The 25,680-nt window shown below is 38.7% G+C and carries 21 protein-coding genes; 14 read left to right on the top strand and 7 right to left on the bottom strand.

Annotated features, from left to right (window positions below; translation table 11 throughout):
* Nucleotides 1-112 precede the first annotated feature (112 nt).
* From E7A03_RS04305 to E7A03_RS04295, 3 genes are read left to right on the top strand one after another with little or no spacing between them, the layout of a single operon-like run.
* Entirely contained in the window at nucleotides 113-1,135 is a 1,023-nt protein-coding gene (locus E7A03_RS04305) for a methionine ABC transporter ATP-binding protein (protein ID WP_316073809.1), read from the top strand.
* Nucleotides 1,135-1,806 carry a methionine ABC transporter permease gene (locus tag E7A03_RS04300; protein WP_004693945.1) on the top strand — a complete coding sequence of 224 codons (672 nt, stop codon included), beginning with the start codon at nucleotides 1,135-1,137 and terminating at the stop codon, nucleotides 1,804-1,806. The genes E7A03_RS04305 and E7A03_RS04300 overlap by 1 nt, the downstream gene beginning before the upstream one ends.
* Nucleotides 1,807-1,860: 54 nt before the next feature.
* Nucleotides 1,861-2,685 carry a MetQ/NlpA family ABC transporter substrate-binding protein gene (locus E7A03_RS04295; protein WP_287501342.1) on the top strand — a complete coding sequence of 275 codons (825 nt, stop codon included), beginning with the start codon at nucleotides 1,861-1,863 and terminating at the stop codon, nucleotides 2,683-2,685.
* A gap of 134 nt (nucleotides 2,686-2,819) precedes the next feature.
* Here the strand turns inward: E7A03_RS04295 and E7A03_RS04290 are convergent, their stop codons facing one another.
* Nucleotides 2,820-4,643, bottom strand: a complete 1,824-nt coding sequence (locus tag E7A03_RS04290; RefSeq protein WP_155086340.1) for an ABC transporter ATP-binding protein — start codon at nucleotides 4,641-4,643, stop codon at nucleotides 2,820-2,822.
* Nucleotides 4,640-6,487 carry an ABC transporter ATP-binding protein gene (locus E7A03_RS04285; RefSeq protein ID WP_316073723.1) on the bottom strand — a complete coding sequence of 616 codons (1,848 nt, stop codon included), beginning with the start codon at nucleotides 6,485-6,487 and terminating at the stop codon, nucleotides 4,640-4,642. Before E7A03_RS04285 ends, E7A03_RS04290 begins: the two co-directional genes overlap by 4 nt.
* A gap of 210 nt (nucleotides 6,488-6,697) precedes the next feature.
* Here E7A03_RS04285 and E7A03_RS04280 point away from each other — a divergent pair, with 210 nt between their 5' ends.
* The 7 genes from E7A03_RS04280 (at nucleotide 6,698) to E7A03_RS04250 (ending at nucleotide 14,594) form a co-directional block, all read left to right on the top strand.
* Complete coding sequence (locus E7A03_RS04280; protein WP_101928726.1) at nucleotides 6,698-8,164, top strand: DASS family sodium-coupled anion symporter; 1,467 nt, start codon at nucleotides 6,698-6,700, stop codon at nucleotides 8,162-8,164.
* A gap of 398 nt (nucleotides 8,165-8,562) precedes the next feature.
* Nucleotides 8,563-8,967: a PACE efflux transporter gene (locus E7A03_RS04275; RefSeq protein WP_316073722.1), complete on the top strand. Its 405-nt coding sequence runs from the start codon at nucleotides 8,563-8,565 to the stop codon at nucleotides 8,965-8,967.
* Between the two features lie 59 nt (nucleotides 8,968-9,026).
* Nucleotides 9,027-9,530: an ECF transporter S component gene (locus tag E7A03_RS04270; RefSeq protein WP_101928728.1), complete on the top strand. Its 504-nt coding sequence runs from the start codon at nucleotides 9,027-9,029 to the stop codon at nucleotides 9,528-9,530.
* 152 nt (nucleotides 9,531-9,682) lie between these two features.
* On the top strand, nucleotides 9,683-10,816 hold the full coding sequence (locus E7A03_RS04265) for a trans-sulfuration enzyme family protein (protein ID WP_316073720.1): 1,134 nt from the start codon (nucleotides 9,683-9,685) through the stop codon (nucleotides 10,814-10,816).
* 10 nt (nucleotides 10,817-10,826) lie between these two features.
* A complete protein-coding gene (locus E7A03_RS04260; RefSeq protein WP_302943611.1) occupies nucleotides 10,827-12,011 on the top strand; it encodes a MalY/PatB family protein in 1,185 nt (394 codons plus the stop codon).
* A gap of 61 nt (nucleotides 12,012-12,072) precedes the next feature.
* A complete protein-coding gene (metA, locus tag E7A03_RS04255) occupies nucleotides 12,073-13,032 on the top strand; it encodes a homoserine O-acetyltransferase MetA (RefSeq protein ID WP_004697897.1) in 960 nt (319 codons plus the stop codon).
* A gap of 290 nt (nucleotides 13,033-13,322) precedes the next feature.
* Entirely contained in the window at nucleotides 13,323-14,594 is a 1,272-nt protein-coding gene (locus E7A03_RS04250; RefSeq protein WP_128114416.1) for an O-acetylhomoserine aminocarboxypropyltransferase/cysteine synthase family protein, read from the top strand.
* A gap of 481 nt (nucleotides 14,595-15,075) precedes the next feature.
* On the opposite strand, the gene E7A03_RS04245 is transcribed toward E7A03_RS04250, so the two are convergent.
* Nucleotides 15,076-15,663 (bottom strand): PepSY domain-containing protein, encoded by a 588-nt coding sequence (locus E7A03_RS04245; protein WP_008602968.1) that lies wholly within the window; start codon nucleotides 15,661-15,663, stop codon nucleotides 15,076-15,078.
* A 394-nt stretch (nucleotides 15,664-16,057) separates the two neighbouring features.
* Here E7A03_RS04245 and E7A03_RS04240 point away from each other — a divergent pair, with 394 nt between their 5' ends.
* Complete coding sequence (locus E7A03_RS04240) at nucleotides 16,058-16,624, top strand: biotin transporter BioY (protein ID WP_008602966.1); 567 nt, start codon at nucleotides 16,058-16,060, stop codon at nucleotides 16,622-16,624.
* 186 nt (nucleotides 16,625-16,810) lie between these two features.
* Here E7A03_RS04240 and E7A03_RS04235 read toward each other — a convergent pair whose 3' ends face one another.
* The 4 genes from E7A03_RS04235 to E7A03_RS04220 all read right to left on the bottom strand — a co-directional run bounded on the left by E7A03_RS04235 (nucleotide 16,811) and on the right by E7A03_RS04220 (nucleotide 21,908).
* A complete protein-coding gene (locus tag E7A03_RS04235; protein ID WP_316073719.1) occupies nucleotides 16,811-17,575 on the bottom strand; it encodes a TIGR03943 family putative permease subunit in 765 nt (254 codons plus the stop codon).
* A 58-nt stretch (nucleotides 17,576-17,633) separates the two neighbouring features.
* Entirely contained in the window at nucleotides 17,634-19,169 is a 1,536-nt protein-coding gene (locus E7A03_RS04230; RefSeq protein WP_004693917.1) for a permease, read from the bottom strand.
* Entirely contained in the window at nucleotides 19,166-20,035 is an 870-nt protein-coding gene (locus E7A03_RS04225; RefSeq protein WP_221741375.1) for a CobW family GTP-binding protein, read from the bottom strand. Before E7A03_RS04225 ends, E7A03_RS04230 begins: the two co-directional genes overlap by 4 nt.
* 424 nt (nucleotides 20,036-20,459) lie before the next feature.
* Nucleotides 20,460-21,908, bottom strand: coding sequence for an aminoacyl-histidine dipeptidase (locus tag E7A03_RS04220; RefSeq protein ID WP_316073808.1), 1,449 nt, complete (start codon nucleotides 21,906-21,908; stop codon nucleotides 20,460-20,462).
* A 301-nt stretch (nucleotides 21,909-22,209) separates the two neighbouring features.
* On the opposite strand from E7A03_RS04220, the gene E7A03_RS04215 reads away from it, so the two are divergent.
* The 3 genes from E7A03_RS04215 to E7A03_RS04205 are packed head-to-tail and all read left to right on the top strand — an operon-like array spanning nucleotide 22,210 to nucleotide 25,453.
* On the top strand, nucleotides 22,210-23,661 hold the full coding sequence (locus E7A03_RS04215) for a nicotinate phosphoribosyltransferase (RefSeq protein ID WP_270279212.1): 1,452 nt from the start codon (nucleotides 22,210-22,212) through the stop codon (nucleotides 23,659-23,661).
* Between the two features lie 8 nt (nucleotides 23,662-23,669).
* Nucleotides 23,670-24,437, top strand: coding sequence for an NAD(+) synthase (nadE, locus tag E7A03_RS04210; protein ID WP_270279211.1), 768 nt, complete (start codon nucleotides 23,670-23,672; stop codon nucleotides 24,435-24,437).
* Between the two features lie 38 nt (nucleotides 24,438-24,475).
* A complete protein-coding gene (locus E7A03_RS04205) occupies nucleotides 24,476-25,453 on the top strand; it encodes an asparaginase (protein WP_316073718.1) in 978 nt (325 codons plus the stop codon).
* Nucleotides 25,454-25,680 lie beyond the last annotated feature (227 nt).

Genomic DNA, 25,680 nt, shown 5'->3' with positions numbered 1-25,680 from the left:
ACAGTCCTTATAAATTGTAGTAATCTAAGTACATAATTAAATCATACTTTATAGATATGTTTTAAATTTAAATTTAACTCCTACTAAATTGAAGGAAAAAAGAGGCGGTACAGTGATTGCTATACGAAATGTAACGAAAGAGTTTGATGTTAATAAGCAAAAGGTTACTGCATTATCTGATGTAAACTTTACCATAGAAAAAGGCGACATATTTGGCATTATTGGCTTTAGTGGAGCCGGTAAATCTACACTGTTACGCATGATTAATGCTTTAGAGGTACCTACCTCTGGTCATGTTGAAATAGATGGTGTGAATATCAATGGCTTAAGTTTTAATGCGCTCAGAAAGGTTCGTAAGCGCATCGGCATGGTGTTTCAACAGTTCAATTTATTGAATGCTAAATCTGTGTATGATAATGTGGGGATTCCATTAATTCTAAATAAAGTTTCTAAATCAGAGATTGATAACAAGGTTAAAACCTTGTTAGACTTTGTTGATTTAGGTGATAAAGCAAATGCCTATCCAGGAGAATTATCTGGTGGTCAAAAGCAGCGCGTTGGTATTGCTCGTGCGTTGGCTACAGATCCATCAATTCTGCTTTGCGATGAAGCAACAAGTGCTCTTGATCCAGATACAACAGAGTCTATTCTTCAATTATTAGAACGCGTTAATCGTGAACTAGGGGTAACAGTCGTTATCGTAACTCATGAGATAGATGTAATCCAAAAGATATGTAATCGCGTTGTAGTTATGGAACATGGGAAGCTTATCGAGAGAGGTTCTGTACTTGAGGTGTTTAGTAAACCTAAGCATGAAACAACAAAACGATTTGTTAGGACTGTTATTCCTGATGAAATCCCATCTACAGTGAAACATACCTTGGCTTGTGATAAAAGGCCTTACACAATACTTAAAATGCACTTCTTAGGAAATAATACAACTGATAATGTGCTATATCATATTAATAAAGCTTTTGATTTAGAAACGAGTGTGTTGTTTGCTACGGTAACAGAGTTAGAGCATACGGTACTTGGTATTTTCATTGTTCAGTTTATTGGTGATGATTTGGAAGTGGGCAAGGTAAAAGAGTATCTTGTGACACAAGGCATCGAATGGCAGGAGGTGACACTATAATGGACTTCTTTATGCAAGAACTTGGAGTTCCAGGTTCACAGTTAGTACTAGCTGCAGAACAGACATTATATATGGTGTTCCTGTCTTTATTCATTGGTACCGTACTAGGTCTAATTATCGCAGTTACACTAGTGGTGACAAATCCTAATGGCATCATTAAAAATAGTGTGGTCTATACTATAACAAATACAATTGTTAATATCGTGCGTTCTGTACCATTTATCATTTTGATGGTGTTTATCTTGCCATTAACAAAGATGATTGTTGGTACTCGTGTTGGTACAACAGCGGCCATCGTACCGCTTGTTATATTCATTGCGCCGTATCTTGCTCGACTCTTTGAAAACTCTATTTTAGAGGTCAATAAAGGCATTATTGAGGCTGCACAGTCGATGGGGGCCTCTCATTTTGAGGTGATTTGGCATTTCCTTTTACCAGAGGCAAAGGGTTCGCTTATTCTATCTATTACAACAGGTACCATAGGTCTTATCGGTGCTACTGCTATGGCTGGTGCCATTGGTGCTGGTGGTGTAGGTGATTTGGCCCTTACTTATGGTTATGAACGGTTGAACTTTCCATTGATGTTATTTACCGTTGTTATTTTAATTATTTTTGTTCAAATTATTCAAACAATAGGTAACTACTTTGCACGTCGTGCGCGTCGTTCCTAATTTGATGAAATAGATTTTAGTTATATGGATTGTGAAAGTATAGGAGAATGTACTATGAAATTTAAAAAAATCCTTGCCCTTGGTGTGGCATTAGTATTTAGCGTAGCTTTTATCGCAGGTTGTGGTTCTAATAATAGTGATAATGGTGCTAAAAAAGAATTAACCTATAGTAAATCTCAAGGCCCTTATTCTGAATTGTTTGAAAAAGGTGTAAAACCAATTTTAGAAAAACAAGGCTATACCTTCAAAGGTGTAGATATGTCTGACTTGGTACAAGCAGACCAAGTATTGAGTGATGGTGAAGTGGATTTTAATGTTGAACAACATACAGCATACATGAAAAACTTCAACGAAAAACAAAATGGTCATCTTGTAGCATTGACTCCAATTCCAACAGTGCCAGCTGGTATCTTTAGTGGTTCTAAGACATCTTTAGATCAAGTAGCTGATGGCGATACTATTGCAGTTCCTAATGATGCATCTAACATGGCTCGTGCTTATGCGTTGTTGCAAAAAATCGGTTGGATTAAACTTGATCCTAATAAAGACTTAGCGACAGTCACACAAGCAGATATTATTGAAAATCCTAAACATCTTAAATTTACAGAAATGAAGTCCCTTACAATTCCTTCTGTACGTACTGATTTTGATTATATTGTTATTACAGGAGCTATCATTTATAATGCAAAAATTGACCCTAAATCTGCATTGGCAAATGAGGATGTATTGCCACAATGGTTATTACAACTTGTAGTTAACGAGAAAAACAAAGAGGCTCAATGGGCAAAAGATATTGTAGCAGCTTATCATTCTCAAGAATTTAAGGACTACATGGAAAAAAATAATAACGGTTTATGGTTTGTACCAAAAGGTGAATAATTGATAGAAAAACGTACTATACATGTGCACAAATAAAATAACCGCTGATAAGTTACTACTTGTCAGCGGTTATTTTGCCGTTTACAGAATAATCTCAGGAGATTTCCATGTGTAAGATTGATAAAATTATTATTCTATACTGTCATTCCTACAGCATAGTTTTCATATAGTTTCTTATAGTATCCGTTAAGTGTCATGAGTTCATCATGTGTCCCTTGTTCTACAATGGTGCCGTTTTCTACCACTAGTAGGAAGTCCGCATTTTTTATTGTAGACAAGCGATGGGCGATTACGATACTGGTTCGACCTTTGAGGAGTGTGTTCATCGCTTTTTGAACCTCTACTTCGGTACGGGTATCTACGTTAGCCGTTGCTTCGTCAAGGATGAGAATGCTAGGATCAGCTAAGAAGGCCCGAGCGATGGTAATTAATTGGCGTTGACCTTGGGAGAGATCATCACCACCTCGGTTGAGCATCGTATCATATCCATTGGGTAATGTACGGATAAAGTGATCTGCCATGGCAAGCCTTGCGACATACTCGATTTCTTCACGTGTAGCATTTGGCTTGCCGTAGCCAATGTTATCGGCGATAGTACCCGTGAAAATCCAAGCGTCTTGCAATACCATTCCTACCGTATTATGTAAGCTTTCACGAGATAAATCCCGAATATCCACACCGTCAATGGTGATGCGACCATTTTTAATGTCATAGAAGCGCATGATGAGATTCACTAATGTGGATTTGCCAGCTCCGGTAGGCCCTACGATGGCTACCATAGAGCCAGCTGGAATGTGAATATTAATATCCTTCATAAACACATTGGACGGTGTATAACCAAAATCAACATGCTCAAAATCAATTGTCCCCGTATGAGCTTGATTACTTGGTTGATTGGCCGTCATAGATGTGTTAGTACTAATAGCGTCTCTATCAGTTTTTGATGAGCTGTTGGATAATGTCAATTTTCCATCATCAATTTCAGATGGGGCATCAATTACCTCGTAAATACGGCCTAAGGCGGCAGCGGTTTCTTGGAATTTTGTCATAATATAGGAACTACGAGATAGGGGATCGGATACCTGACCTACATAGAGGAAGAATGCCTGAATATCCCCAATGGAAATGGACCCACGTAATACCATGAGACCGCCTTGAATAGCGACGAGGCAATAGGTAAATTGATTTAAAAATTTTACGAGAGGCTCTACAAGCTGACTGGTGAAAGCAGCATTTCGCATACTTTTAAATAGATTGTCATTCAGTATATTTACTTGGCGAGTTGTAGTCTCTTCTAGACCAAAGGTTTGAATAATTGGCTTGCCTACAACGATTTCTTCTATGCCACTGTTGAAAGCTCCTAATGCATTCTGATTTCTAAGATACACGAGGCGGGCTCGTTTAGATAGCCACGTTAAGCATACGATACCAATCAGTATGATGACGATGATGGATGTTCCCAAAATTGGACTGATCCAGAGCATCATTGCAGTGGCGCCGATGATTCCGATAATGGCGGACACGAGACCAGGCACACCTTCACCTATCGTTTCAGCAACGGCATCCAAATCAGAGGTTAGACGGCTTAGAAGATCACCACGTTGGTGATCGTGAAAGTATTCGATAGGCAATGAGTATAAGTGAGTACTCATGCGTGTACGCAAGGCGAGCACTGTTTTTGATCCAATGGAGGCCATCATGTATTCGCCGAAGTATGTGAATAAAGCATGACCTCCATAGATGGCAATAAGCCAGAGGATGATTGTATCAATAGAGGCGAATATGGTATTAATGTCTTGGTTTGTTTGTAATCCACTGATAATAGCATCTACGACCTTGCCAAGTAATACTGGAGCTGATACCTCAAACATAGCTGCTGTGATAAGGGCTAAGATGAGTAGTGCTAGCCAACCCCATTGGCTTTTAGAATCGATCAGGAAACGACGTAATGGGCTCATGCTGTCAACTCCTGAGATGCTAAAATTTGTTTATATACGGTAGAGTTTTCAGCTAACTCATCATGAGTGCCATACCCTGCCACTTGACCTCTGTTGATGATTAAGATGTGGTCTGCCTTTTTGGCAGCACTTACTTTTTGCTCTACAGAGATGAGAGCGGGGCGATTGTCCTTTTGCAATTCCTCATGTAATACGGTGCGAACGGCACGCTCTGTGGTGCCGTCGAGAGCAGAGAAACTATCATCGAATATAAATAAATCAGGTTTGCGCACGAGCGCTCTAGCCATGGCAAGACGTTGGCGTTGACCTCCAGATAGATTAGTACCACCTTGGGAGACGATATATTGGTAACCACCTTCAAGGCGACTAATAAATTCATCCGCCTTAGATAATTGGCATGCATTTTCTATATCTTGAACTGAAATATCTTGGCTTGGTGCAGCACCGTAACGGATGTTCATTTCTACAGTCCCTGTAAATAAGTAGGCTTTTTGTGGGACATAACCGATGCGTGAGCGTAAGTCATCTACATTCCATTCATAGATGGATTTGCCTTTGAAGAGAATGTCTCCAGACTCAATGGAGAATAGGCGAGGGATTAGGTTTGTAATCGTACTTTTACCAGAACCAATGTCACCCATAATAGCCAATGTTTCACCGTGATGAACGGTAAAGGAAATATTTTCTAAAGCCGGCGATTCTGCATTATCGTAACGGAACGTAACATTGCGAAATTCCAGAAGTGGAGTATCATCGTTTGCCGATGCCGATGCCGATGCCGATGCCGATGCCGATGCCGATGCCGATGCCAAATCTATAAAATTTTTACTATCTTTTTGGTTAACTATATAATAGGTGTCTAAATTTGTATTTTTATTATATGGTTCAGGGAATGTATCAGAGTTTTCGTGTTCCAATAATTCTCGAATACGGGTGTAACATACGATAGCTTCGGGTATATCTATGATGACGAAAATAGCCATGAGCATGCTTAAGAGAATAAGATTAGCGTACTCAATAACAGCCATAATGTCACCTATTTGTAGGGAGCCTATGCTTACGTTATAGCCTCCGAGCCAAAGGATAGCAACGGTACTCATGTTAAAGAGAATTAATATAGTCGGTAAACCAATAGCAAAGGTTTGGCGTAATCTTTTATTAAGTTGAGCTGTTTCTGTAAAAATTTCTATTTCTTTAGTATTTTCGTAATGTCTTCTATTGAAAGCTCGTATAACAGGCATGCCCACAATATGATCACGTACCATATCGGTAATAGTATCTAGTTTTAGTTGTAATGCTTTAATAATAGGTAAGGCGCGACTTTCAATAAAGATTATGGTTAGTATCATGAACGCCATAACAGCGAGGATGACGAGACCTAGTTGCCAGCTCTTATAGAAGGTTAGTCCTAGACCAATACATATCATGAGAGGCATAGGGAGAATCATATTTAAACCTTCTCCTAGAACTGATTGAATTTTCTCAACGTCTCGGCTGGTCCGCATGAGTATGGTGCCTGTACCAAAGTGTGTAAAGTCGCGTAGTGAAAAGGCTTGTATAGCTTTCACTAAATTGTCGCGCAATATTTTGCCTATAGAGGCTGAAATATGAGCGCTCATAGCAACACCTAGGATGGCAGACGATACTGTTAATAGTGCAACGATAAGAATCGTTGCACTAGAGTTAGTAATCATCTCTAAATCACCATGGAGGACACCGTCATTGATGATGGTAGCCGTTAAGGTTGGTATATATAAAGTGCCTGCTACATTGAGTAACGAAAGAAGTGACACTATGATAATAGAAAACCATAAAGGTTTTATATAATTAGAAATTAGCTTCATTTCAATCCTTTCGACATATCTTTCGATATATTAGTAATTTTCGATGTTTATATTATATTGTATAAAACCAAAAATATCTAGTAAAAACTATTACTAAAAGTTTAGTATCAATCAATAAGTATTATGACGAATATTATATTTTCACTAAAAATATTCTGCTATACTGTATTTGCAATTTTGTAGTTTTATTTTTAGTAAGGAGTGTTCCTAATGAAGTTGAATTGGAAATTATTCGCACCGCTTGTAGTAGCTATTCTTGTATGGCTCATCGGTGCGCCTGAAGGCCTTAGTCCAAATTCTTGGATTTATGTAAGTATTTTTGCAGGCCTCGTGGTGGGGTTGATTTTAGAACCAATGCCACCAGCTTTTATCGGTATCATTGCTGTTACCGTATCTATGTTATTTAAGGTTGGTCCAGCACCTATTGTGGATAAAGCAACTGGTGTAGCAAAGGCTATTACGGATGCTCAAGCTATCAGCTGGGGGCTTAGCGGTTTCTCTAATGCCATCGTGTGGTTGATATTCGCAGCATTTATGATCGGTATCGGTTATGAAAATTCTGGCCTTGGCCGACGTATTGCATTGTTCCTCGTAGCCAAGCTTGGAAAGTCCTCTTTAGGCCTTGGTTATGCCATTGCTATTACTGACCTTGTGTTGGCTCCATTTATTCCAAGTAATGCGGCTCGTTCTGGTGGTACGATTTATCCAATCGTATCCAGTATTTGTCCGATGTTCGATTCTTATCCAGATAAGAATCCTCGTAAAATTGGTTCTTATTTAAATTGGGTAGCATTGGCAACAACTTGTGTATCTAGTTCTATTTTCTTGACTGGTGCGGCGCCAAATCCATTGGCTCTTGAATTGTCTGCTAAGTCGGGTATCGTAGCTGCCAACTGGGGTACATGGTTCTTAGCATTCTTGCCAGTAGGTATTATTCTATTTATCATTACACCATTGTTGACGTATGTATTCTGCAAACCGGAGGTAAAAGGTTCCCCTGAAATTGCAGCATGGGCAAAGGATGAATATAAGAAATTAGGCTCCATGACACGCAGTGAAATCTTCATGGCCTTGATTTCTGTATTGGCTCTCGTATTGTGGATTGGTGCTTCTACATTTAAAATCAACCCAACTACAACGGCTTTAATTGTTATTATCTTGATGATTTTTACTAAGATTATGACTTGGCAAGATTTCCTTGCTAACAAACCAGCATGGAATGTTTTGACTTGGTTTGCCACACTTGTGCCGATGGCTTCTGGGCTTAAGAATGTAGGCTTCTTGGAATGGCTTGCTAAATCTGCAGGTGGTTCTTTAGTTTCTTTAGATCCAACAATGGCTGTTCTTGGCTTGTTATTAGCATTTTGCTTACTTCGTTACTTCTTTGCTTCTGGCACTGCTTATGTAACAGCTATGGTAGGCTTGTTTGCTACTCTAATTCTTCAAATTCCTGGTGTTGATCCAGCTCAAGTTATGTTAATTCTTTTAGTACCAATGGGTATTATGGGTATCCTTACACCATATGGTACTGGTCATAGCCCAATTTGGTTTGCTAGTGGTTATAATAAAGGCCCTGAATTCTGGAAATTAGGTGCTATCTTTGGGATTATCTACCTTGCGATATTTATTGTGGTGGGTATTCCATGGATTCAGTTCGTAATGCCACTTTTAGGATAGGCTTTCCGCCGCCATATGTCTCTCTGCGCTCCATTCGCTGCAAGTCGCTGGACAGACATATGGCGGCTTCTTTTATCCTGAAATGGCAATACTCACTTTGGGAAAAGCAAGTCGAGCTTACAGAACGCTACGAGGGGCTTCCTTTATATCCGAAAATGGCATAGCTCACTTCGGGAGGGCAAGTCGCTGGACAGACATATGGCGGCTTCTTTTATCCTGAAATGGCAATACTCACTTTGGGAAAAGCAAGTCGAGTTTAAAGAACACTACGAGTAGCTTCCTTTATATCCGAAAATGGCAAAACTCGACAGAGCTCGACAAATCTAAAAAAATAAATATAATATTGATGTGATAGTAAATATCTTTTTTGGGGTTTCTGATGGAGGTGGTTTATTATTATGTCTGCTACAGAGCGTGTTGTACAGTCGATTTTATATGAGTTGGGCTGTGTTATGATTGGCTGGTCTGTGATGCAGTTTGTTCCTCATGAGGGGCAGCCTCTTGCTTTGATGGTTATTTTTTCCTTACTGGCTATGGCTTGGAATTTTGTGTTTAACTGGATATTTGATAAACTAGTACCAGGTGATCGATTAGCACGAGGGCCTGTAATCCGTACAGTTCATGCGGTATTGTTTGAAGGTTTATTTATGTTTGCCACAGTACCGATTATTATGTACATGATGCATATGAGCTTTTGGCTGGCCTTTGTTACAGATATAACGATGACATTAGTCATATTAGGTTATACGTATGTTTATAATTGGGTATATGATCGGGCACGTTTATTATTTGTAGAAGCTTAGTTTTAATATATGAGGTAGGTACCTCTTGAAAAATCTATATCGTATAGTAGGAGGTTCTTATGTCTACAAAATCTATTACAGGTACAGGTCTCTTGTTGGCCGTTGCCTTATTGGCGCAAAGCTTGCGCCTTATGTTTCCATTTATTCCAAACCAAGTGAGTATGTTCCTCATCGGTTCCATTACATCTGCTACATTTGTTTTAGCGACGTGGCGCTATGGTTGGAAGAATGGTCTCGTTATCGCTTGGATCGCTCCGGTAGTAGCGCATTTACAAGGTATGTTACCGCTACCGCCGTTCATTTTGATTACGGCTCTTGGCACGACAGCGTATGTATTTGTGGCACATTGGTTACAACATAAGCCAAAGCTTTTACTTATTATTGTGGCGGCTTTGGTAAAAGCCGGCGTACTCTTTGGCGGGTATTCCTTGTTTTTCTCCTTGTTCCAATTTCCACCAAAGATTGTAAATACCATGCTTTTCGTATCTAGTTGGCCGCAATTGGTAACTTCGTCATTAGGGATTATTTTGGCATTACTTATTACTAAACGCACTAAAAATTAGGTCAACTTAACTTAGAGTTATGACAACCCATTCAAAATAGATATGTCTTTTTAGGGGCACTCAGGATGTATGAGTGCCCATTTTTGTTGACCTTAATCATTGTCTACTCTTATAATTAACATATTGTATACAAATATGAGGAGTTGATTGGAATGAAGTTTAATACAAAATGCGTTCATGGCAGTGGTAAACCGGATGATACCGGTGCGATTTCCCCTGCAATCTATATGTCTAGTACGTTCTCTCATCCAAAGTTGGGTGATACAACAGGTTACCAATATTCACGTGAGTCTAATCCAACACGTGACCGCTTAGAACAATTGATAGCTGGCCTTGAAGAGGGGATAGATGCATTGGCATTTTCCTCCGGTATGGCAGCTGTGGACGCAGTATTCCACCTATTTTCTCCTGGAGATCACATCATCTTAGGTGATGATTTATATGGTGGTTCTATCCGTATGTTCACAAATATTTATGAACAGAACGGCATTGAGTTCACTTATGTAGGCACCTCTGATCTTGATGCGGTGAAAGCTGCTTTTAAACCGAATACAAAGGCTGTTTATATTGAAACACCGACAAATCCTATGATGGAGATTACCGATATTCGTGCACTCTGTGCAATGGCGCATGCACGTAATGCGCTAGTAATCATCGACAATACTTTTCTAAGTCCATATTTCCAAAAGCCATTGACTTTGGGTGCCGATATTGTCGTTCATAGTGGTACCAAATTCATTGGTGGTCATCATGATGTAATTTCTGGCTTTACTATTGTAAAAGATGAAGAAATCGCTGCAAAATTGCGTTTAACATACAAAACAGTTGGTGCATGCCTATCCGCTATGGATAGCTGGCTCGTTATTCGCGGCGTAAAAACATTGGCACTTCGTATGGAGCAACACCAAAAGAATGCCATTGCTCTTGCGGAATGGCTAAAGACACAACCTAAGGTAACAAAAGTATTGTTCCCAGGACTTCCTGAACATCCGGGCTATGAAATCAATAAAGCTCAAACAACAGGCTTTGGCGGCATGTTATCCTTCGAAGTAGATAGCGAAGAAACGGCTAAACAAGTATTAGAAGGTATTGAGCTTATTCAATTCGCTGAAAGTCTTGGTGGTACAGAATCCTTGTTGACGTATCCTGTGACGCAAACACATCCAGATTTAAAACCTGAAGATGCAGAACGCAAAGGTATTACACGTCGTTTGTTGCGTTTATCTGTAGGTATTGAAGATACAGAAGACTTGATTGCGGACTTGGAACAGGCTTTTAACAAATAAAGGAGTTCCTATGGGACAATATAATTTTGATCAAATATTAGATAGAACTCATACAAAATCATTGAAATACGACTTTGCTGTAAAGCGCGGTAAACCTGCGGATGTGTTGCCATTCTGGGTAGCGGATATGGATTTTGAAATTCCCCCTGAGTTAAAACAAATCTTATTAGATCGTGTTAAGCATGGTGTTTTCGGCTATACAGAGTCTGACGATGAATACTTTGAAGTGTTGAAGAATTGGTTTGCTACGCGTTTTAACTGGACGCCAGAACAAAAATGGCTTGTTAAAACGCCTGGTATCGTATTTGCTTTAGCGATGGCGGTTCGTGCTTTTACCGAGGTTGGCGAAGGGGTGCTCATTAATCAACCTGTGTATTACCCATTTAGTATGGTTATTGACGATAACAATCGTCGTCTTATCAATGTGCCGCTCATCAAAGGCGACGAAAAATACACTATCGACTTTGAAGGTATCGAACGCGCTATTATCGAGGAGAATGTAACATTATTCCTCTTGTGTAATCCGCACAATCCAGTAGGGCGCGTGTGGACTGAGGATGAGTTGAAACGCCTCGGCGACATTTGTATTAAACACAATGTGCTCATCGTGAGCGACGAAATCCATGCTGACTTTGTTTGGGAAGGGCATACGCACAAGGTCTTTGCCGATCTTGGTGAAAGTTATGCAGAACACTGCATTGTATGTACAGCGCCTAGCAAGACTTTTAACATTGCAGGCTTACAAGTAAGTAATATCTTTATTCCAAATGACTCCTTACGTCGTCGTTTTATAAAAGAAATTGACCGTGCTGGTTATAGCCAATTGAACACGATGGGGATTGTGGGCTGTGAAGGAGCCTACAAAGTCGGGGCTCCTTGGCTTGATGAATTGAAAGAATATATTCAAGACAATATTCAATTCACCATCGACTATGTAGCAAAATATATGCCAAAGATTCGTGCATATCGTCCTGAAGGGACCTATCTCATGTGGCTGGACTGCTCTCAATTGCCGTTTAGCCCTAAAGAGCGAGACGAATGGATCATCAATGATGCTAAGCTATGGCTCGATACGGGTTCTATGTTTGGTGTCGATGGAGAGGATTTTGAACGTATTAATGTTGCTTGTCCTCGCAAAATCTTGGAAGAAGGGCTTGAAGCTTGGCGTCGTGCCTATGAGGCTAAAGGCTTTTAATTAGCTTATTTAAATTGTTTAGATTAGGTTATCAAATTGTAGAATATGTAGAGGTGACACTATGCCTATTAAAGTAATAAAAAATTTACCGGCCATAACGAAATTAGCTCAAGAGAATATTTTCGTCATGGATACTGAACGGGCGGAAAATCAACAAATCCGACCTTTGCAAATTTTGCTTGTCAATTTGATGCCTACTAAAGAAGTAACGGAAACGCAAATTTTGCGTGCTCTCAGTAATAGCCCATTGCAAGTTAATTTGACGCTTTTACATACCGCATCTCGTAAGGCTAAAAATACAGATGAACAATATTTAGAAACCTTCTACCGCACCTTTGATGAAGTAAAAGACCAGTTCTTTGACGGCATGATTATTACCGGTGCTCCTGTAGAGTTAATGCCTTTTGAAGAGGTAGACTATTGGTCTGAACTCGTAGAAATCATGAACTGGGGCGAAGAGCATGTTTACTCTACGTTTTATATCTGTTGGGGTGCTCAAGCTGGCTTATATCATCACTTTGGCATTAATAAATCCATTATGGATGAGAAATTATTTGGTGTTTACGAACACGATATTTATAATGATCGACCAGTGCTCATGCGTGGATTTGATGAAAAGTTTTGGATGCCACACTCACGGCACACCACAGTTTCGTTGCAACAAATTAAGGAAAATCGTGACTTGGAACTCTTGGCTGGGTCTGAACCAACAGGAGCTGCTATCGTTCGTAGTTTAGACAATAAACATATCTTTGTATTTGGTCATGCCGAATACGATTGGGATACACTTAATCGTGAGTACGTGCGGGATATCAAAAAAGGTATGGATATTGCGGTTCCTGAAAACTACTTTCCGGATAATGATCCGAAACAACGTCCCATCGTGCGCTGGCGCTCTGTAAGTACACTATTATTTACAAACTGGTTAAACTACTATGTATACCAAGAAACGCCATATATCATTGAACAAATACAAAAAATGAAATTTGAACGGGATAAAAATTTAGGCGCTTACATCTAAATTTAGGTACTTATTTCTAATTTATTGTTAGTACTATGTACCCCTAATTACTTCTAACATCTCTCAAGGGAGCTGGTTCTTTGGAAGTAATTAGGGGATTTTATTTCTTATAAAATGATTTTGCTTGCTTTAGAGGTTTTGGTAAAAGTTTTCATCATCCTTTGTTCACCATAGTTTAAAGTTATGGAGAAGACCATGTAAAAAATAGTAGACATATTTTTTAAAGCATAGTACTATACTAGGTATAAAGAATGAACTTAAAATATAATTAATATAAAGGAGTTATCATAATGAGTAAGCAATACAGATTTGAAACATTACAATTACATGCCGGACATACGGTGGATCCAACAGGTGCTCGCGCAGTGCCTATTTATCAAACTACATCTTTCGTATTTAAAGATGCTGAGGAAGCAGCGGGTCGTTTTGCGTTGACTAATCCTGGTGGCATTTATTCCCGCCTTGGCAATCCTACAACCGATGTATTGGATGCTCGTGTGGCAGAACTTGAAGGCGGTGCTGCTGGTATTGCAGTAGCATCTGGTTCTGCAGCGGTTACGTACTCTATTTTAAATGTAGCAGATGCTGGTGATAATATTGTTGCTGCATCCACATTGTATGGTGGTACTTATAATTTGTTTACTGCTACATTGCCTCGCTTGGGGATTCAAACTAAATTCGTAAATCCGGATCATTTGGAAGAATTTGAAGCAGCTATCGATGAAAAGACTAAAGCCGTTTATATCGAATCTATTGGTAACCCTGGTATTAATCTTATCGATGTACAAGCTATAGCTGATATTGCACATAAGCACAATATCATCTTGATCGTAGATAACACATTTGCATCTCCATACTTATTCCGTCCATTAGAACATGGTGCTGACGTAGTTGTACACTCTGCTACTAAATACCTTGGTGGTCACGGTACAACATTGGCTGGCGTAGTTGTAGAATCTGGTAAATTCGACTATAAAGGTTCTGGTAAATACCCTGGCTTCTCCGAAGGTGACGAACACTACAATGGTTTAGTATTTGGTGATTTGCCAATCCCATTCACTGTAAAAATTCGTGCTCAATTACTTCGCGATACTGGTGCATGCATTACTCCACTTGCAGCATGGCAAATATTGCAAGGTATTGAAACATTGTCCTTGCGCGTAGAACGTCACGTAGAAAATGCTCGTAAAGTAGTAGATTTCTTGAGCAAACATCCTAAAGTAGCATGGGTAAGCTATCCAGAATTAGAAGACAGCAAATACAAAGCATTAGCTGATAAATACTTCCCTAAAGGTGTTGGTGCAGTATTCACATTCGGTGTAAAAGGTGGTAAAGAAGCAGGTATTAAACTTGTTGACTCCTTGGAAATCTTCTCCAACCTTGCCAATGTAGCAGATGCTAAATCTCTTGTTATCCATCCTGCATCCACAACACATGCACAACTTAACGAAGAACAACAAAAATCTGCTGGCGTAACACCAGATATGATCCGTGTATCCATCGGCCTTGAAAATATCGATGATATCATCGAAGACTTGGCACAAGCTTTAGATAAAGCATAATTTTCGTACCTCTTGTTTGGAAAACTATAGATCAAACCTTCAAAACTTACAAATGACATCCTTAAGCTGAATTTTGCTTAAGAAATAGAACACATAACTATCAAACCTATAAAACTTATGCAAAAGGCCTCCCACTGGGAGGCTTTTTTGTTATTAGTGTGTGTTGTCTTTATAAGAATGAAATGTTGTGTAGGTGTAATACAACCTTGATAGAATGGGCATAAAAAGACCTTGGATTTAATGATCCAAGGCCTTTAAGGGAGTATAGTGTGTGTAACGTTTGGTCTGTGGTGTGTGAGCACAGACCGTTTTCCTATTGTGTGAGATAGGATTTAGGGAGTCCGTGGTTAGTGTTACGGACTCTCTGAGAGTGTGTTAGAGAGTGTATCCAAAGGATACAGTGTGTATAGTATGTGTGTTATATGTGTAGTGTGTCATCTAAGTGGGTTAGGATAGGGTTTCACTTGATGAAATGAAAATCTTAGTATTTTGTGTTTTTAACTTTAGCGCTAATAACTTTGCCGGATGTAGCGTCTACTTTAACTTCAGCATTTTTACCGCCGCCAGTTGTCATATCAAATTCATATACAACTCTGCCGTTTTCACGTTCAACAGTCCAATCCATAGTTTGGAAATCAGAACCAACTTTTTCCATAGCTTTTGTTTCAGCTACTTCAGGAATGATGATGTTTTGAACGTTAATTGTTTTAGAAGCTTTGGAGTAACCTTTTACTTCTTTACCAACGATTTGACCAGATGCTTCGTCTACTTTAAGCTCTACTTCACGGTTGCCATAATAACCTTCTACTTCATAGTAAGGATTATGTTTTGCATCATAGGAAATAGATTTTACAGTAGCGCCAGGGAATTGTTGTTGGAATACTGTAACAGCGCCCATATAGTCAACAGAATAGTTAGCTTGTGCGGATGGAGCAACGCTACCAACACCATTCCAGTTGCTATGGTTGTTGTAACCATGGTTGCTAGCTGCACCAACTACACCTGCTAATAATACTGTACTAACGCCAAATGCACATAGTACTTTGGATACTTTCTTAACATTTTTCATAAGCAATGCCTCCTGATACCAAATTATAATTTTCGTTTAGTTACGATTTTGTGAAAGTAGATTTTACTCAATCTACTTATGTATAATTTAATCTTGTTGTATGAAAATAAGGTGAAATTAGATGGTTTTTGTATGAAGATGAGTATATCTTTTAGTTATTATGAACTATTGATAATAACTATTAGCTATAGTCAAAATTAAAAAGTACTAAAAACATAGTATATATAGTATTAGACTATATAGTAAACTAAAAGTCAACCATTATAGTTGACAATTAAAAATACAAGTGCTTTAATTTAGATAGTTAGTAGTTTGTTTCCGTGTTATCTTGGACTTTTATTCTCCATTGATAGCACAAATTCCTGCTTAGGTCTGTTATGAATGGAGGTATACCATGAGCTCTACTGTATCAAAACAAACTCGCATTACCACCCGTCAGTTAACGATGACAGCACTCTTTGTGGCGCTAATCGCGGTTGGTGCTTTCATACGGGTCCCATTACCGAATTGTCCGTTTACATTGCAAATCTTATTTACTACATTAGCGGGCATTGTTTTAGGTAGTCGTTTAGGTGCCGCTAGTGTTGGCATTTATATTGTACTAGGCCTTGTTGGGGTTCCTATTTTTACATCTGGTGGAGGTCCTAGTTATATTTTGCAACCTACCTTTGGTTATTTAATTGGCTTTATGGTTGGTGCGTATGCAGTAGGACGCATTGCAGAGACAATGGATACACTATCGTTCAAACGTTTGCTAGCCGGATCCATATTAAATCTATTTATTGTATATGGTCTTGGCATGGTGTACCTATACTTTATTATGAATCTGTATTTAGGTAAGCCGATTGGTGTGGAAGCTGTCATTATTACTTGCTTCCTAATCCCAGTTGGCCCAGACATTTTCTTGTGCGCTGTAGCAGCATCTCTTGGCAAGAGAATTATTAAAGAATTACAGCACTAATAGAACGTTTTAATAACTATTATAATTAGAATAACTAGAATAAGTATAATAATTATTATAATTATTATAAGGCATCAATTTGTTGTAGATTCATATAGACATTGAATTATAAAATATAGGTTATTTTATTTAACAGAATCATTCCTATTAAAAACGAGGCGTTAAGCCTCGTTTTTTATGTAATTCTTAAGGGTATACATAGCCTAATATAGGTTCTGCAGATTTGATTTTTGTAATCTCTACATATGGTTGTTTACGACCGTGGAAGTCTCGCGTAGAAACCTTTCCTTCAATCGATACCCATTGTTCATTTTGTAAGCTATCACCATCTGTTTTATAGGCTGTCATGCCAATAGGGGCAACGTCAGCAATACAACAAGCCATAGCCATACGAGAAATAGTAAATTCGTTAGATTTTAATGTATTATCTTCGCGGTTCACATAGCCTGTCATATAAACTGTGTAGTCTTTATATTGATCCGCATTAGATCCAACTTTTACAATGGTTTGATAGAAATTGTCTGAGTTCAAAACGATTTCTTTTTTGTCCTTGGAAATTCCTGGCTCTTTACTTTCACTGTTAACGGTGACAACCTCTCCAATAGCATCGTTTGTAAAGTCGAAATTGTTAGTATCATCGTTTACGCGAGCGGCACCATGAACGCCTGTTGATGGTACAAGAACGGGAGGAATGATGAGCAACATAATGGGAATAATAATCGGAACGATAGACTTCCAGTTATGCTTGTAGTATTTTGAAGGCGCCCAAATGATCGTCGCTAGACCTCCTAAAATAAGGGCAACGCCACTAATACCTAGTAAAAGTTCATAACGTGGTGCAATATAGTTCAAATAACGACCTGTCACAATGAGGTAAATACAGCAGATACCTAAGGTGAGATACAATAGACCTTTCACGATAGAAAAGCGATCTTTCAGTCCTAATGTCATGAAATCATCTCCTTTTAATTAATTAAGAACTGAGATAATGATTATAAAAGTTTGTAAACTAGCTAAGAAAAAATTTGAATACTAATGCTGCTATGTAGGACATAACGGCAATTGTTATACTTAATCGTACGATAAATGAGGGAGGCATATATTGTTTTAATATATATACATTTTTGATATCTAGCATCGGACCCAAGATGAGGAAGCCCATTACGGAGCTAATAGGAAATAAAGTGCTTAAGGATTTACCGATGATAGCATCTGATGTAGAGCAGACTGAGAAGAAGAATGCTAACATCAGCAAAATTGGAATGGCTGTAAATTCTGGCAAGGTTAATCCTGCATTGAGAAGCCAAGGTTTGCCATACACTTGAACTATAGATAGTACAGTTGCCGCCATGGAGAAATAGAATAAGAGTTGAGAAAACTCTTGTTCCATATGGATTAACAATCTTTTTTTATCAATATATTTAGTTTTAGTTGTTTCTAAAACGATTTCTTCGTAGCTAAGACTCTGTGGTGCTCTTGCTTTCAATATAGATGTGGCTGGAGGCCAGAATCGGAATGATAGGGCTACTAACAAGGCCACAACTAGCCCTAAAACGATACGCCATACGGAGAGTATAGGATTGTCTGGAAATGCATACCAAGTAGAAAGAATGGTGATAGGGTTTATAATCGGACTAGCGAGCATAAATAAAAGGGCTACCGATAAAGGGATACCTCTGTCTATTAGTGCTTTGAATAAGGGGATGATAGCACAGTCACAAATTGGCAAGGCAAAGCCACTGACCATAGCAGCCCCATAACTTTTCCAAGAATGGTCTCCTAACAGTTTTAGTAGCACTCGTTGTGGTACGAAATAGCGAATAATCGTTGAGCCTACCGTGCCTAGCAATAGGAATGGGATGGCTTCGATGATGAGACCCGTGATTATAGCAAAGCATTGGTGGATGGAATAGGGGATGTCATGGCGAAAAGCTGTGACCAACAGTATATAAGTTGTAACACCAATAACTAATAGATTGGGAATGAGTCCCCATGTAGAATTTCGGCACAGCTGCTCCACTTTTTCAGGGGTGGGAGTGGTTACAATTTTAGCCTCTCCGTTGTAGGTGCGCAATAAAGTGTGATGTGTATCGGACTCTGTTATGATACAATCTGCGCTGTATAATTGACTCATTACATCATTACCTAAACCAGGGAGTATGGTTGAAACAAATTGATCGGTACAAATATATAATACCTTTTCTATTTGTACTAGGTGTCTTAACATATCGCTATATAGTAAGGCTTCTAGTTGATGAAAGCTTACCATGCCATTCCACTCAATCCATAGCTCTTTTGGCTGTACTTGTTTTAAATAATCCCCGATTTTACAGGCTATCAACTCGTAAGACTTGATATCGCTAGGAACGATAGCACTGAGTTCATCCGCATTGAGTTGTAAGGGCTCTTTGATAAGAGGCTCACTGCCTTCTTCGGCGCTGATTATTGCGGTACCGCCTAGCTTTTTTCGGTATTGTAATTGTTTGTTTATGAATGTGCTTTTACCGGATCCAATAAACCCTGTAACGATATAAACAGGAATCATGATTGACACACTTCGTTATGTACCATTGGTACATTAAAATCTGTTCCGATAACGACTAAACTATAGTCATTAGTTTCACTAGGTGAAAGCGAACAATAATGTGTGCCGTACTGGAGTTCGTGTGGGCCTTCTGTAGTAGGTACAATCCCTTTGGCACGAAGCACTGTATCAGGCATGCCTTCTAAAATGGTTTTCCACTGTGCGAGACTGAGAGTACGTAAATCCTTAAAGGTATGACTCATAAATAAATGTTCATCGTGCAAACAGTGATCATCATGACAATGATACAGACGCTTGATGTAATCACGCAAACTGATGGTATCCCATGCTTCTTCATGGATTGGTGTATGTGGCGCGAGGTCGCGAATCATACGTTTCGTAATGCTTGTTTGTTGAATATCTTCTGTATGGCTCAAAAAAATCGCATCACTATGAGTGATTTGATCCTTGAAGAAAAGTCCAAAATTTTTGATAAACATTGGTGCTTGCATAGCATCGACAGTCGTTATCGATGCGTGAACGTAAGCAGATTTTGCAATGTCCTCGTCGTTACAAGTATGGATGATTTCACTAAGCTTGCTAACACCTGATGGCTCGATGTAGATCATATCGATTTTGTAATTTTGGAGAATATCAAGTAGTGCCTGTTGGAAATTTCCTTGTAAGCTACAGCAAATACAGCCAGATGTTACTTCACGGACTGTGGCCCCTGTTTTTGCAAGATTAGCAGCATCGAGGCTAGTTTCACCAAAATCGTTTTCTATAATAAGAATTTTATCTTTCGATGTATGTTCTTTTAGTATATGTTGTAAGAATGTTGTTTTTCCAGAACCTAGAAATCCGGATATGATAACTATTGGAATCATATATACCTCCTGCATAATGTAAACACAGTATACACCTATAAGATAACACAGAAAATACTCTATGGGGTATATGGAGACTAGTGAATGAGTCAGAGTTTAACAGCCTTTTTTGAAATTTATAGATTATATACTATATATGAGTATACTGGCACATGTAGTTGATATTCATAATTATTTATAAATAAAACGATGCATTCCATGTTGTTCATATATGAAAGGATACTCCTGTATGAATAAATATTTATTTATATAGTTGAGGAATTTTTATGAAAAAAATCCCTCCTACAAGATAATTCAGTTGGAGAGATGGCTGAATTACTTGTAGGAGGGTTGGAGAGTCACTATTACATGGGTCTCGTAACTTGATGTGTTATTTGCTTATAGTATAGCAAATTATACATCAAAAATATAGTAATTATTTATTTTATTGTAATTTTGCTAATAATGCTTTGAGGTACACATATACATTTTCAACAGAAGGTAAATGAACACGTTCTGATGGTGTATGAGGACTTACGATAGTAGGCCCAAAGCTAATCATCTGTGTATTTGGCAATACGCCTTTTAATAAACCACATTCGAGGCCTGCGTGAATGGCATTTACATTAGCTGGTGTATCGAACATTTCGTTATGCAGGGAAATCGCTTGTTCTTCCAATTTTGAGCCTTTGTCGTATTCCCATGCTGGATATCCACCTGTACGCTCTGCAGCTACGCCGAGTGCTTTTGCAAGAAGCATCATTTTTTTCGTTAAGAATTCAAGACTATTGCTATTGGAACTACGAATAGAAATGAGTATTTCAATGGTATGTTGATTTTCACGTACGATAGCAATATTATTAGATGTTTCTACAAGGTTTGGGATAGACTTACTTACAGAATGAACCCCATCTTGTGCAAGATAGATATATGTAATAAGTGCTTCTGTTGTGTCTTCTGCATATACTATTTCAGGAGTAGGAACATCTTCAACTACGAATGTAAGTCCTGGATCCTGTACGCTATATTCGTGTTGATATTGTTTTTCTTGGTATGCGAGTAATGTTTTAATGGCTGCCACATCTTCAGAACGTACAGATAATACAGCTACTGCCTTAGACGGGATTGCATTATGTTTTACGCCACCTTCGAAGAACGCTAAACTAATAGGATATTGTTGTTGAATATCATAGAGCACACGGGTTAGTACTTGGTTTGCATTGGCTCGTTGCTCGTTGATTTCAATGCCGGAGTGCCCCCCTTTGAGGCCGGTTACTGTAATGGATAGGCCCGCATCATAGCCTGGTTGATTGTTATCGCGTAACAATGGAATTTTTACATGTACGTGGCAACCGCCAGCACAACTAACGGTGAAGTCATGTTCTACCTCTGTATCTAGGTTGAGTAAGTAGTCACCAGTTATTTGGCCTTCTTTAATGGCAAAGGCACCATCCATACCAGTTTCTTCGTTGGTAGTGAATAATAATTGCATTGGACCATGTTGTTGGTTTTCATCTTCAAGGAGAGCAAGCATCATAGCAGCACCCATGCCATTATCAGCACCTAACGTTGTATGGTCTGCGTGCATCCAATCGCCTTCGATGATGTTGGCGATTGGATCTTTAGAGAAGTCGTGGTTAGAGTCATGGTCTTTAACACAAACCATATCAATATGGCCTTGTAAAATGATGGATGGACGGTTTTCATAACCTGGAGATGCAGCTTTTTTTATAACTACATTAAAGATTTCGTCTTGCTGAACTTCAAGACCTAAATTTTTGGCAAAGTTCACGATGTAATCGCTGATTCCTTTTTCATTGCCGGACTCACGCGGAATTTGGCTCATTTCTTTAAAAATTTCTAAAACGCGTTTTGATTGAACGATTGTTTCCATAATGGTACCTTTCATTCTCATGTAGAATAGACATGTATGTATTATTGAAAGCTTTTAAAACAATATAAAATAAAATATTATAGCGTAATGGTCGCTTGTTTTACAGTCTAGACTAGGTCCTTTCATACATACGAACTATATAAATTATTATTGTATATATATAGTTATATCACAATAAAGATTATTAGGATAGCTTATGCTAGGTGCTAGCTATATAGGAATAATATTGTATAATGAGGGTATACGAATAACGAATAACAATTAACTAAATTTCTATAGATCTTAGAAGGTTGGTGAACTAATGCAACATGAAAGCCGCAATATTAGCATGCTTATGGATTTTTATGAGATGACTATGGCACATGGCTACTTTACAAAATTAAAAAATGTGGATCGCGTCGCATTTGATGTGTTTTTTAGACGTAATCCAGACAAGGGCGGTTTTGCTATTTTTGGTGGACTTGAACAAATCGTTGAGTACATTTTAAATTTACACTTTGATGAAAGTGATATCTCTTATTTACGGAGTCAGGGTATTTTTAGTGAAGAATTTTTAGAATATCTAGAAGACTTCTCTTTCACCGGTGATGTATATGCCTTCCCAGAAGGTTCTATCATCTATCCTAATGAACCTGTAATTACAATTGTGGCGTCTCTCATAGATGCACAAATCATAGAAACTGCAGTACTTACTATGATGAACCATCAATCTCTTATCGCCACAAAAGCTAATCGCATCGTTCGCGCTGCGGATGGGCGTATTGTGGCTGACTTTGGTGCTCGTCGTGCACATAATGTAGACGCTGCTGTATATGGTGCAAGAGCCGCTTATATTGGTGGTGTTCAGTCCACTGCAACCGTTTTAGCAGGGCAACAGTTTGGCATTCCTGTCAGCGGGACCATGGCACATAGCTGGGTTATGTACTATGGTTCTGAATACGATGCTTTCAAAGCCTATGCCGAAGTGTATCCAGATAATGCAGTATTCCTCGTTGATACTTATGATGTGTTAAACTCTGGCGTGCCCAATGCTATTAAGGTAGCAAAGGATGTATTGGAGCCAATGGGGAAACGCTTAAAAGGAATTCGCCTAGATTCTGGTGACCTTGCGTATTTGGCTAAAAAAGCACGACGTATGCTAGATGATGCAGGTTTAGAGGATTGTAAAATCATGGCATCAAATAGCCTAGACGAGTATACAATTACATCTTTGCTAATACAAGGTGGGCCTATTGATATCTTTGGTGTAGGGGAGCGCCTCATTACCTCTAAGAGTGACCCCGTATTTGGTGCGGTATATAAGATTGCTAGCATCGAGAAAGATGGTATGTGGGAACCGCGTATCAAGATTTCTGAAAGTGTAGAAAAAATTACTAATCCAGGTCTTAAAAAGGTATATCGTGTTTATAATGATAAAGGACGTGCGATTGCAGATTTATTAACATTGTTGAGAGAGGTACCTGATACAGAGGAACCATATCGTTATATCGATCCTGAGCAACCTTGGCGTGAATTATATTTTGAAAATTGCACTTTTAAAGAGATGAAGCAGCTTATTATCAAGGATGGTAAATTAGTTGTGGACTTACCAACCCTAGAGGAAATTCGAGCATATGTGCAAGATCAATTAGCTAATGAAATTTGGCCTGAAGAGCAACGCTTTGAAAATCCACATCGTCACTACCTTGATATGAGTCCTAGCTACTATCAATTGAAGATGGATTTATTGAACCGTATTTATCGGAAAAAGTAGGAGGGCCTATGTTAGAAAATCCACAAGCTACAAAGGATGCCCTCATTCAATGGATTCGAGATTATTTTGGTAAAAATGGTCCTAACTGTAGTGCTGTAGTTGGTATTTCAGGTGGTAAGGACTCGACTATCGTGGCGGCTCTTTGCAAAGAAGCTCTCGGTGCAGATCGCGTAGTTGGTGTTCTTATGCCAAATGGAGTGCAATCCGATATTGATGATGCTCAGACAGTGGTAAATTATTTAGGAATTCCGCACATGACGGTCAATATTGGTGCTGCCTATGAGGCGCTAACTCATGCTATCGTTCAGGCTAAGGGGTATGATGCTGTAACGGGGAGAACCAATTTATCTAAAGATGCTGCCATTAATACGCCGCCTCGTCTCCGGATGGCAACTCTCTATGCAGTAGGACAAAATTTACCAAATGGTGCTCGTGTAGCAAATACTTGTAATGGATCTGAAGACTACGTAGGATACTCTACAAAATACGGAGATAGTGCGGGTGATTTTAGCCCTCTCGCACAACTCGTAGTAGAAGAAGTTCGTCAAATAGGAAAACTTCTTGATATTCCATTGCACCTAGTTGATAAGGTGCCAAGTGATGGTCTCAGCGGTCAGTCCGATGAGGATAAATTAGGATTTACCTATGCTGTATTGGATCATTATATTAGAACTGGGGAAATTGAAGATCAAGCAACAAAAGAGCGAATCGACCATCTGAATCGAATTAATAAGCATAAATTAGAGTTGATGCCGTCATTTGACCCAAACCTTTAATTGATAGGGGGAAAATCTTGATTTATAGTGGAGGCAATATGGAGACAAAAATCGCTTTGATTGGTACTGGAGGAACTATTGCTGGAAAAGGTACTTCAAATACGGATTTAACAGGTTATACGGCAGGGGTGTTAGGCCTTGACGAAATTTTAGCCTCTGTACCTGGCACAAAACCGTATGGTCCTTATACATATACTCAGTTTAGTAATATTGAAAGCTCCGATATTACCGTAAATCACTGGTTAGAACTTTCTAAGTTGGTGCAAAAATTGGTTAATCGAGATGATATCGGTGGTGTTGTCATTACTCACGGCACAGATAGCATGGAGGAGACAGCGTATTTTCTGAATCTGACAGTTCATACAGACAAGCCAATTGTTATTACTGGATCTATGAGACCTGCAGGTGCTATTAGTGCAGATGGGCCAATTAATTTATTGCAAGCTATCCAAGTAGCGAGAACACCATCGTCTGTAGGTAAAGGTGTGGTAGTCGTATTAAATGGCTATATTGATGGGGCAAGGGATGTATCTAAATGCAACACTACTAATGTAGCGACTTTTGATAGTCCATTAGTGGGACATCTTGGTATTGTACAAGATGGTGTTGCCCACTATTATAAAACGTCTACTCGACGCCATACTCAAGACTCTGTATTTGATGTGAGTAAATTGTCTGAGTTGCCTCGTGTAGTTATAATGACTTGTTATGGTGGTATGGATGATATGGTGCCTATGAGTGTAGTTGCTACAAATCCTGACGGTTTAATCTTAACAGGTCTTGGTCATGGTACAATCCCACAAAATGTACGTCAAATTACACAGAATACAAAGTTTCCAACGGTACGTGCTTCTCGTACCGGTAGTGGCATGGTATCTGCAGTGCCACAAGATGCACTGGCAAACTATCTAGTATGTGATACTTTAAGTCCACAAAAAGCGCGTATTTTATTGATGCTAGGGCTTACAAAAACTAAAAATCTTAAAAAGTTACAACAATTCTTCTATGATTATTAAAAGCACATAATATTCATGGAACATAATGATTCTTTGATCCAATAATTAATTCAATAAAAAGTTGAGAAAATATCTCAAAATTTAATTTGATATTCATTTTCAAGAATTATACTGTATTTAACAGTTTTATATGCAATAAACCGCACATTCCGATCGCCTAGGATGTGCGGTTTTCCATTTGTATTATATTTTTCGTATATGATTGGGAGTTGAATGATAATTTTTGG

Source organism: Veillonella parvula (assembly GCF_032472435.1).
In the GTDB taxonomy this organism is placed as follows: Bacteria; Bacillota; Negativicutes; order Veillonellales; family Veillonellaceae; genus Veillonella; species Veillonella parvula_N.
Note: the sequence above shows the minus strand (reverse complement) of the source record. Positions and strands in the feature narration are given on the sequence as shown.

What these genes read in the sequence shown, in the direction of transcription:
- E7A03_RS04300 (WP_004693945.1), top strand. Translation starts at nt 1,135, where the DNA reads ATGGACTTCTTTATGCAAGAACTTGGAGTTCCAGGTTCACAGTTAGTA.
- E7A03_RS04295 (WP_287501342.1), top strand. Translation starts at nt 1,861, where the DNA reads ATGAAATTTAAAAAAATCCTTGCCCTTGGTGTGGCATTAGTATTTAGC.
- E7A03_RS04290 (WP_155086340.1), bottom strand. Translation starts at nt 4,643, where the DNA reads ATGAGCCCATTACGTCGTTTCCTGATCGATTCTAAAAGCCAATGGGGT.
- E7A03_RS04285 (WP_316073723.1), bottom strand. Translation starts at nt 6,487, where the DNA reads ATGAAGCTAATTTCTAATTATATAAAACCTTTATGGTTTTCTATTATC.
- E7A03_RS04280 (WP_101928726.1), top strand. Translation starts at nt 6,698, where the DNA reads ATGAAGTTGAATTGGAAATTATTCGCACCGCTTGTAGTAGCTATTCTT.
- E7A03_RS04275 (WP_316073722.1), top strand. Translation starts at nt 8,563, where the DNA reads ATGTCTGCTACAGAGCGTGTTGTACAGTCGATTTTATATGAGTTGGGC.
- E7A03_RS04270 (WP_101928728.1), top strand. Translation starts at nt 9,027, where the DNA reads ATGTCTACAAAATCTATTACAGGTACAGGTCTCTTGTTGGCCGTTGCC.
- E7A03_RS04265 (WP_316073720.1), top strand. Translation starts at nt 9,683, where the DNA reads ATGAAGTTTAATACAAAATGCGTTCATGGCAGTGGTAAACCGGATGAT.
- E7A03_RS04260 (WP_302943611.1), top strand. Translation starts at nt 10,827, where the DNA reads ATGGGACAATATAATTTTGATCAAATATTAGATAGAACTCATACAAAA.
- metA (WP_004697897.1), top strand. Translation starts at nt 12,073, where the DNA reads ATGCCTATTAAAGTAATAAAAAATTTACCGGCCATAACGAAATTAGCT.
- E7A03_RS04250 (WP_128114416.1), top strand. Translation starts at nt 13,323, where the DNA reads ATGAGTAAGCAATACAGATTTGAAACATTACAATTACATGCCGGACAT.
- E7A03_RS04245 (WP_008602968.1), bottom strand. Translation starts at nt 15,663, where the DNA reads ATGAAAAATGTTAAGAAAGTATCCAAAGTACTATGTGCATTTGGCGTT.
- E7A03_RS04240 (WP_008602966.1), top strand. Translation starts at nt 16,058, where the DNA reads ATGAGCTCTACTGTATCAAAACAAACTCGCATTACCACCCGTCAGTTA.
- E7A03_RS04235 (WP_316073719.1), bottom strand. Translation starts at nt 17,575, where the DNA reads ATGACATTAGGACTGAAAGATCGCTTTTCTATCGTGAAAGGTCTATTG.
- E7A03_RS04230 (WP_004693917.1), bottom strand. Translation starts at nt 19,169, where the DNA reads ATGATTCCTGTTTATATCGTTACAGGGTTTATTGGATCCGGTAAAAGC.
- E7A03_RS04225 (WP_221741375.1), bottom strand. Translation starts at nt 20,035, where the DNA reads ATGATTCCAATAGTTATCATATCCGGATTTCTAGGTTCTGGAAAAACA.
- E7A03_RS04220 (WP_316073808.1), bottom strand. Translation starts at nt 21,908, where the DNA reads ATGGAAACAATCGTTCAATCAAAACGCGTTTTAGAAATTTTTAAAGAA.
- E7A03_RS04215 (WP_270279212.1), top strand. Translation starts at nt 22,210, where the DNA reads ATGCAACATGAAAGCCGCAATATTAGCATGCTTATGGATTTTTATGAG.
- nadE (WP_270279211.1), top strand. Translation starts at nt 23,670, where the DNA reads ATGTTAGAAAATCCACAAGCTACAAAGGATGCCCTCATTCAATGGATT.
- E7A03_RS04205 (WP_316073718.1), top strand. Translation starts at nt 24,476, where the DNA reads ATGGAGACAAAAATCGCTTTGATTGGTACTGGAGGAACTATTGCTGGA.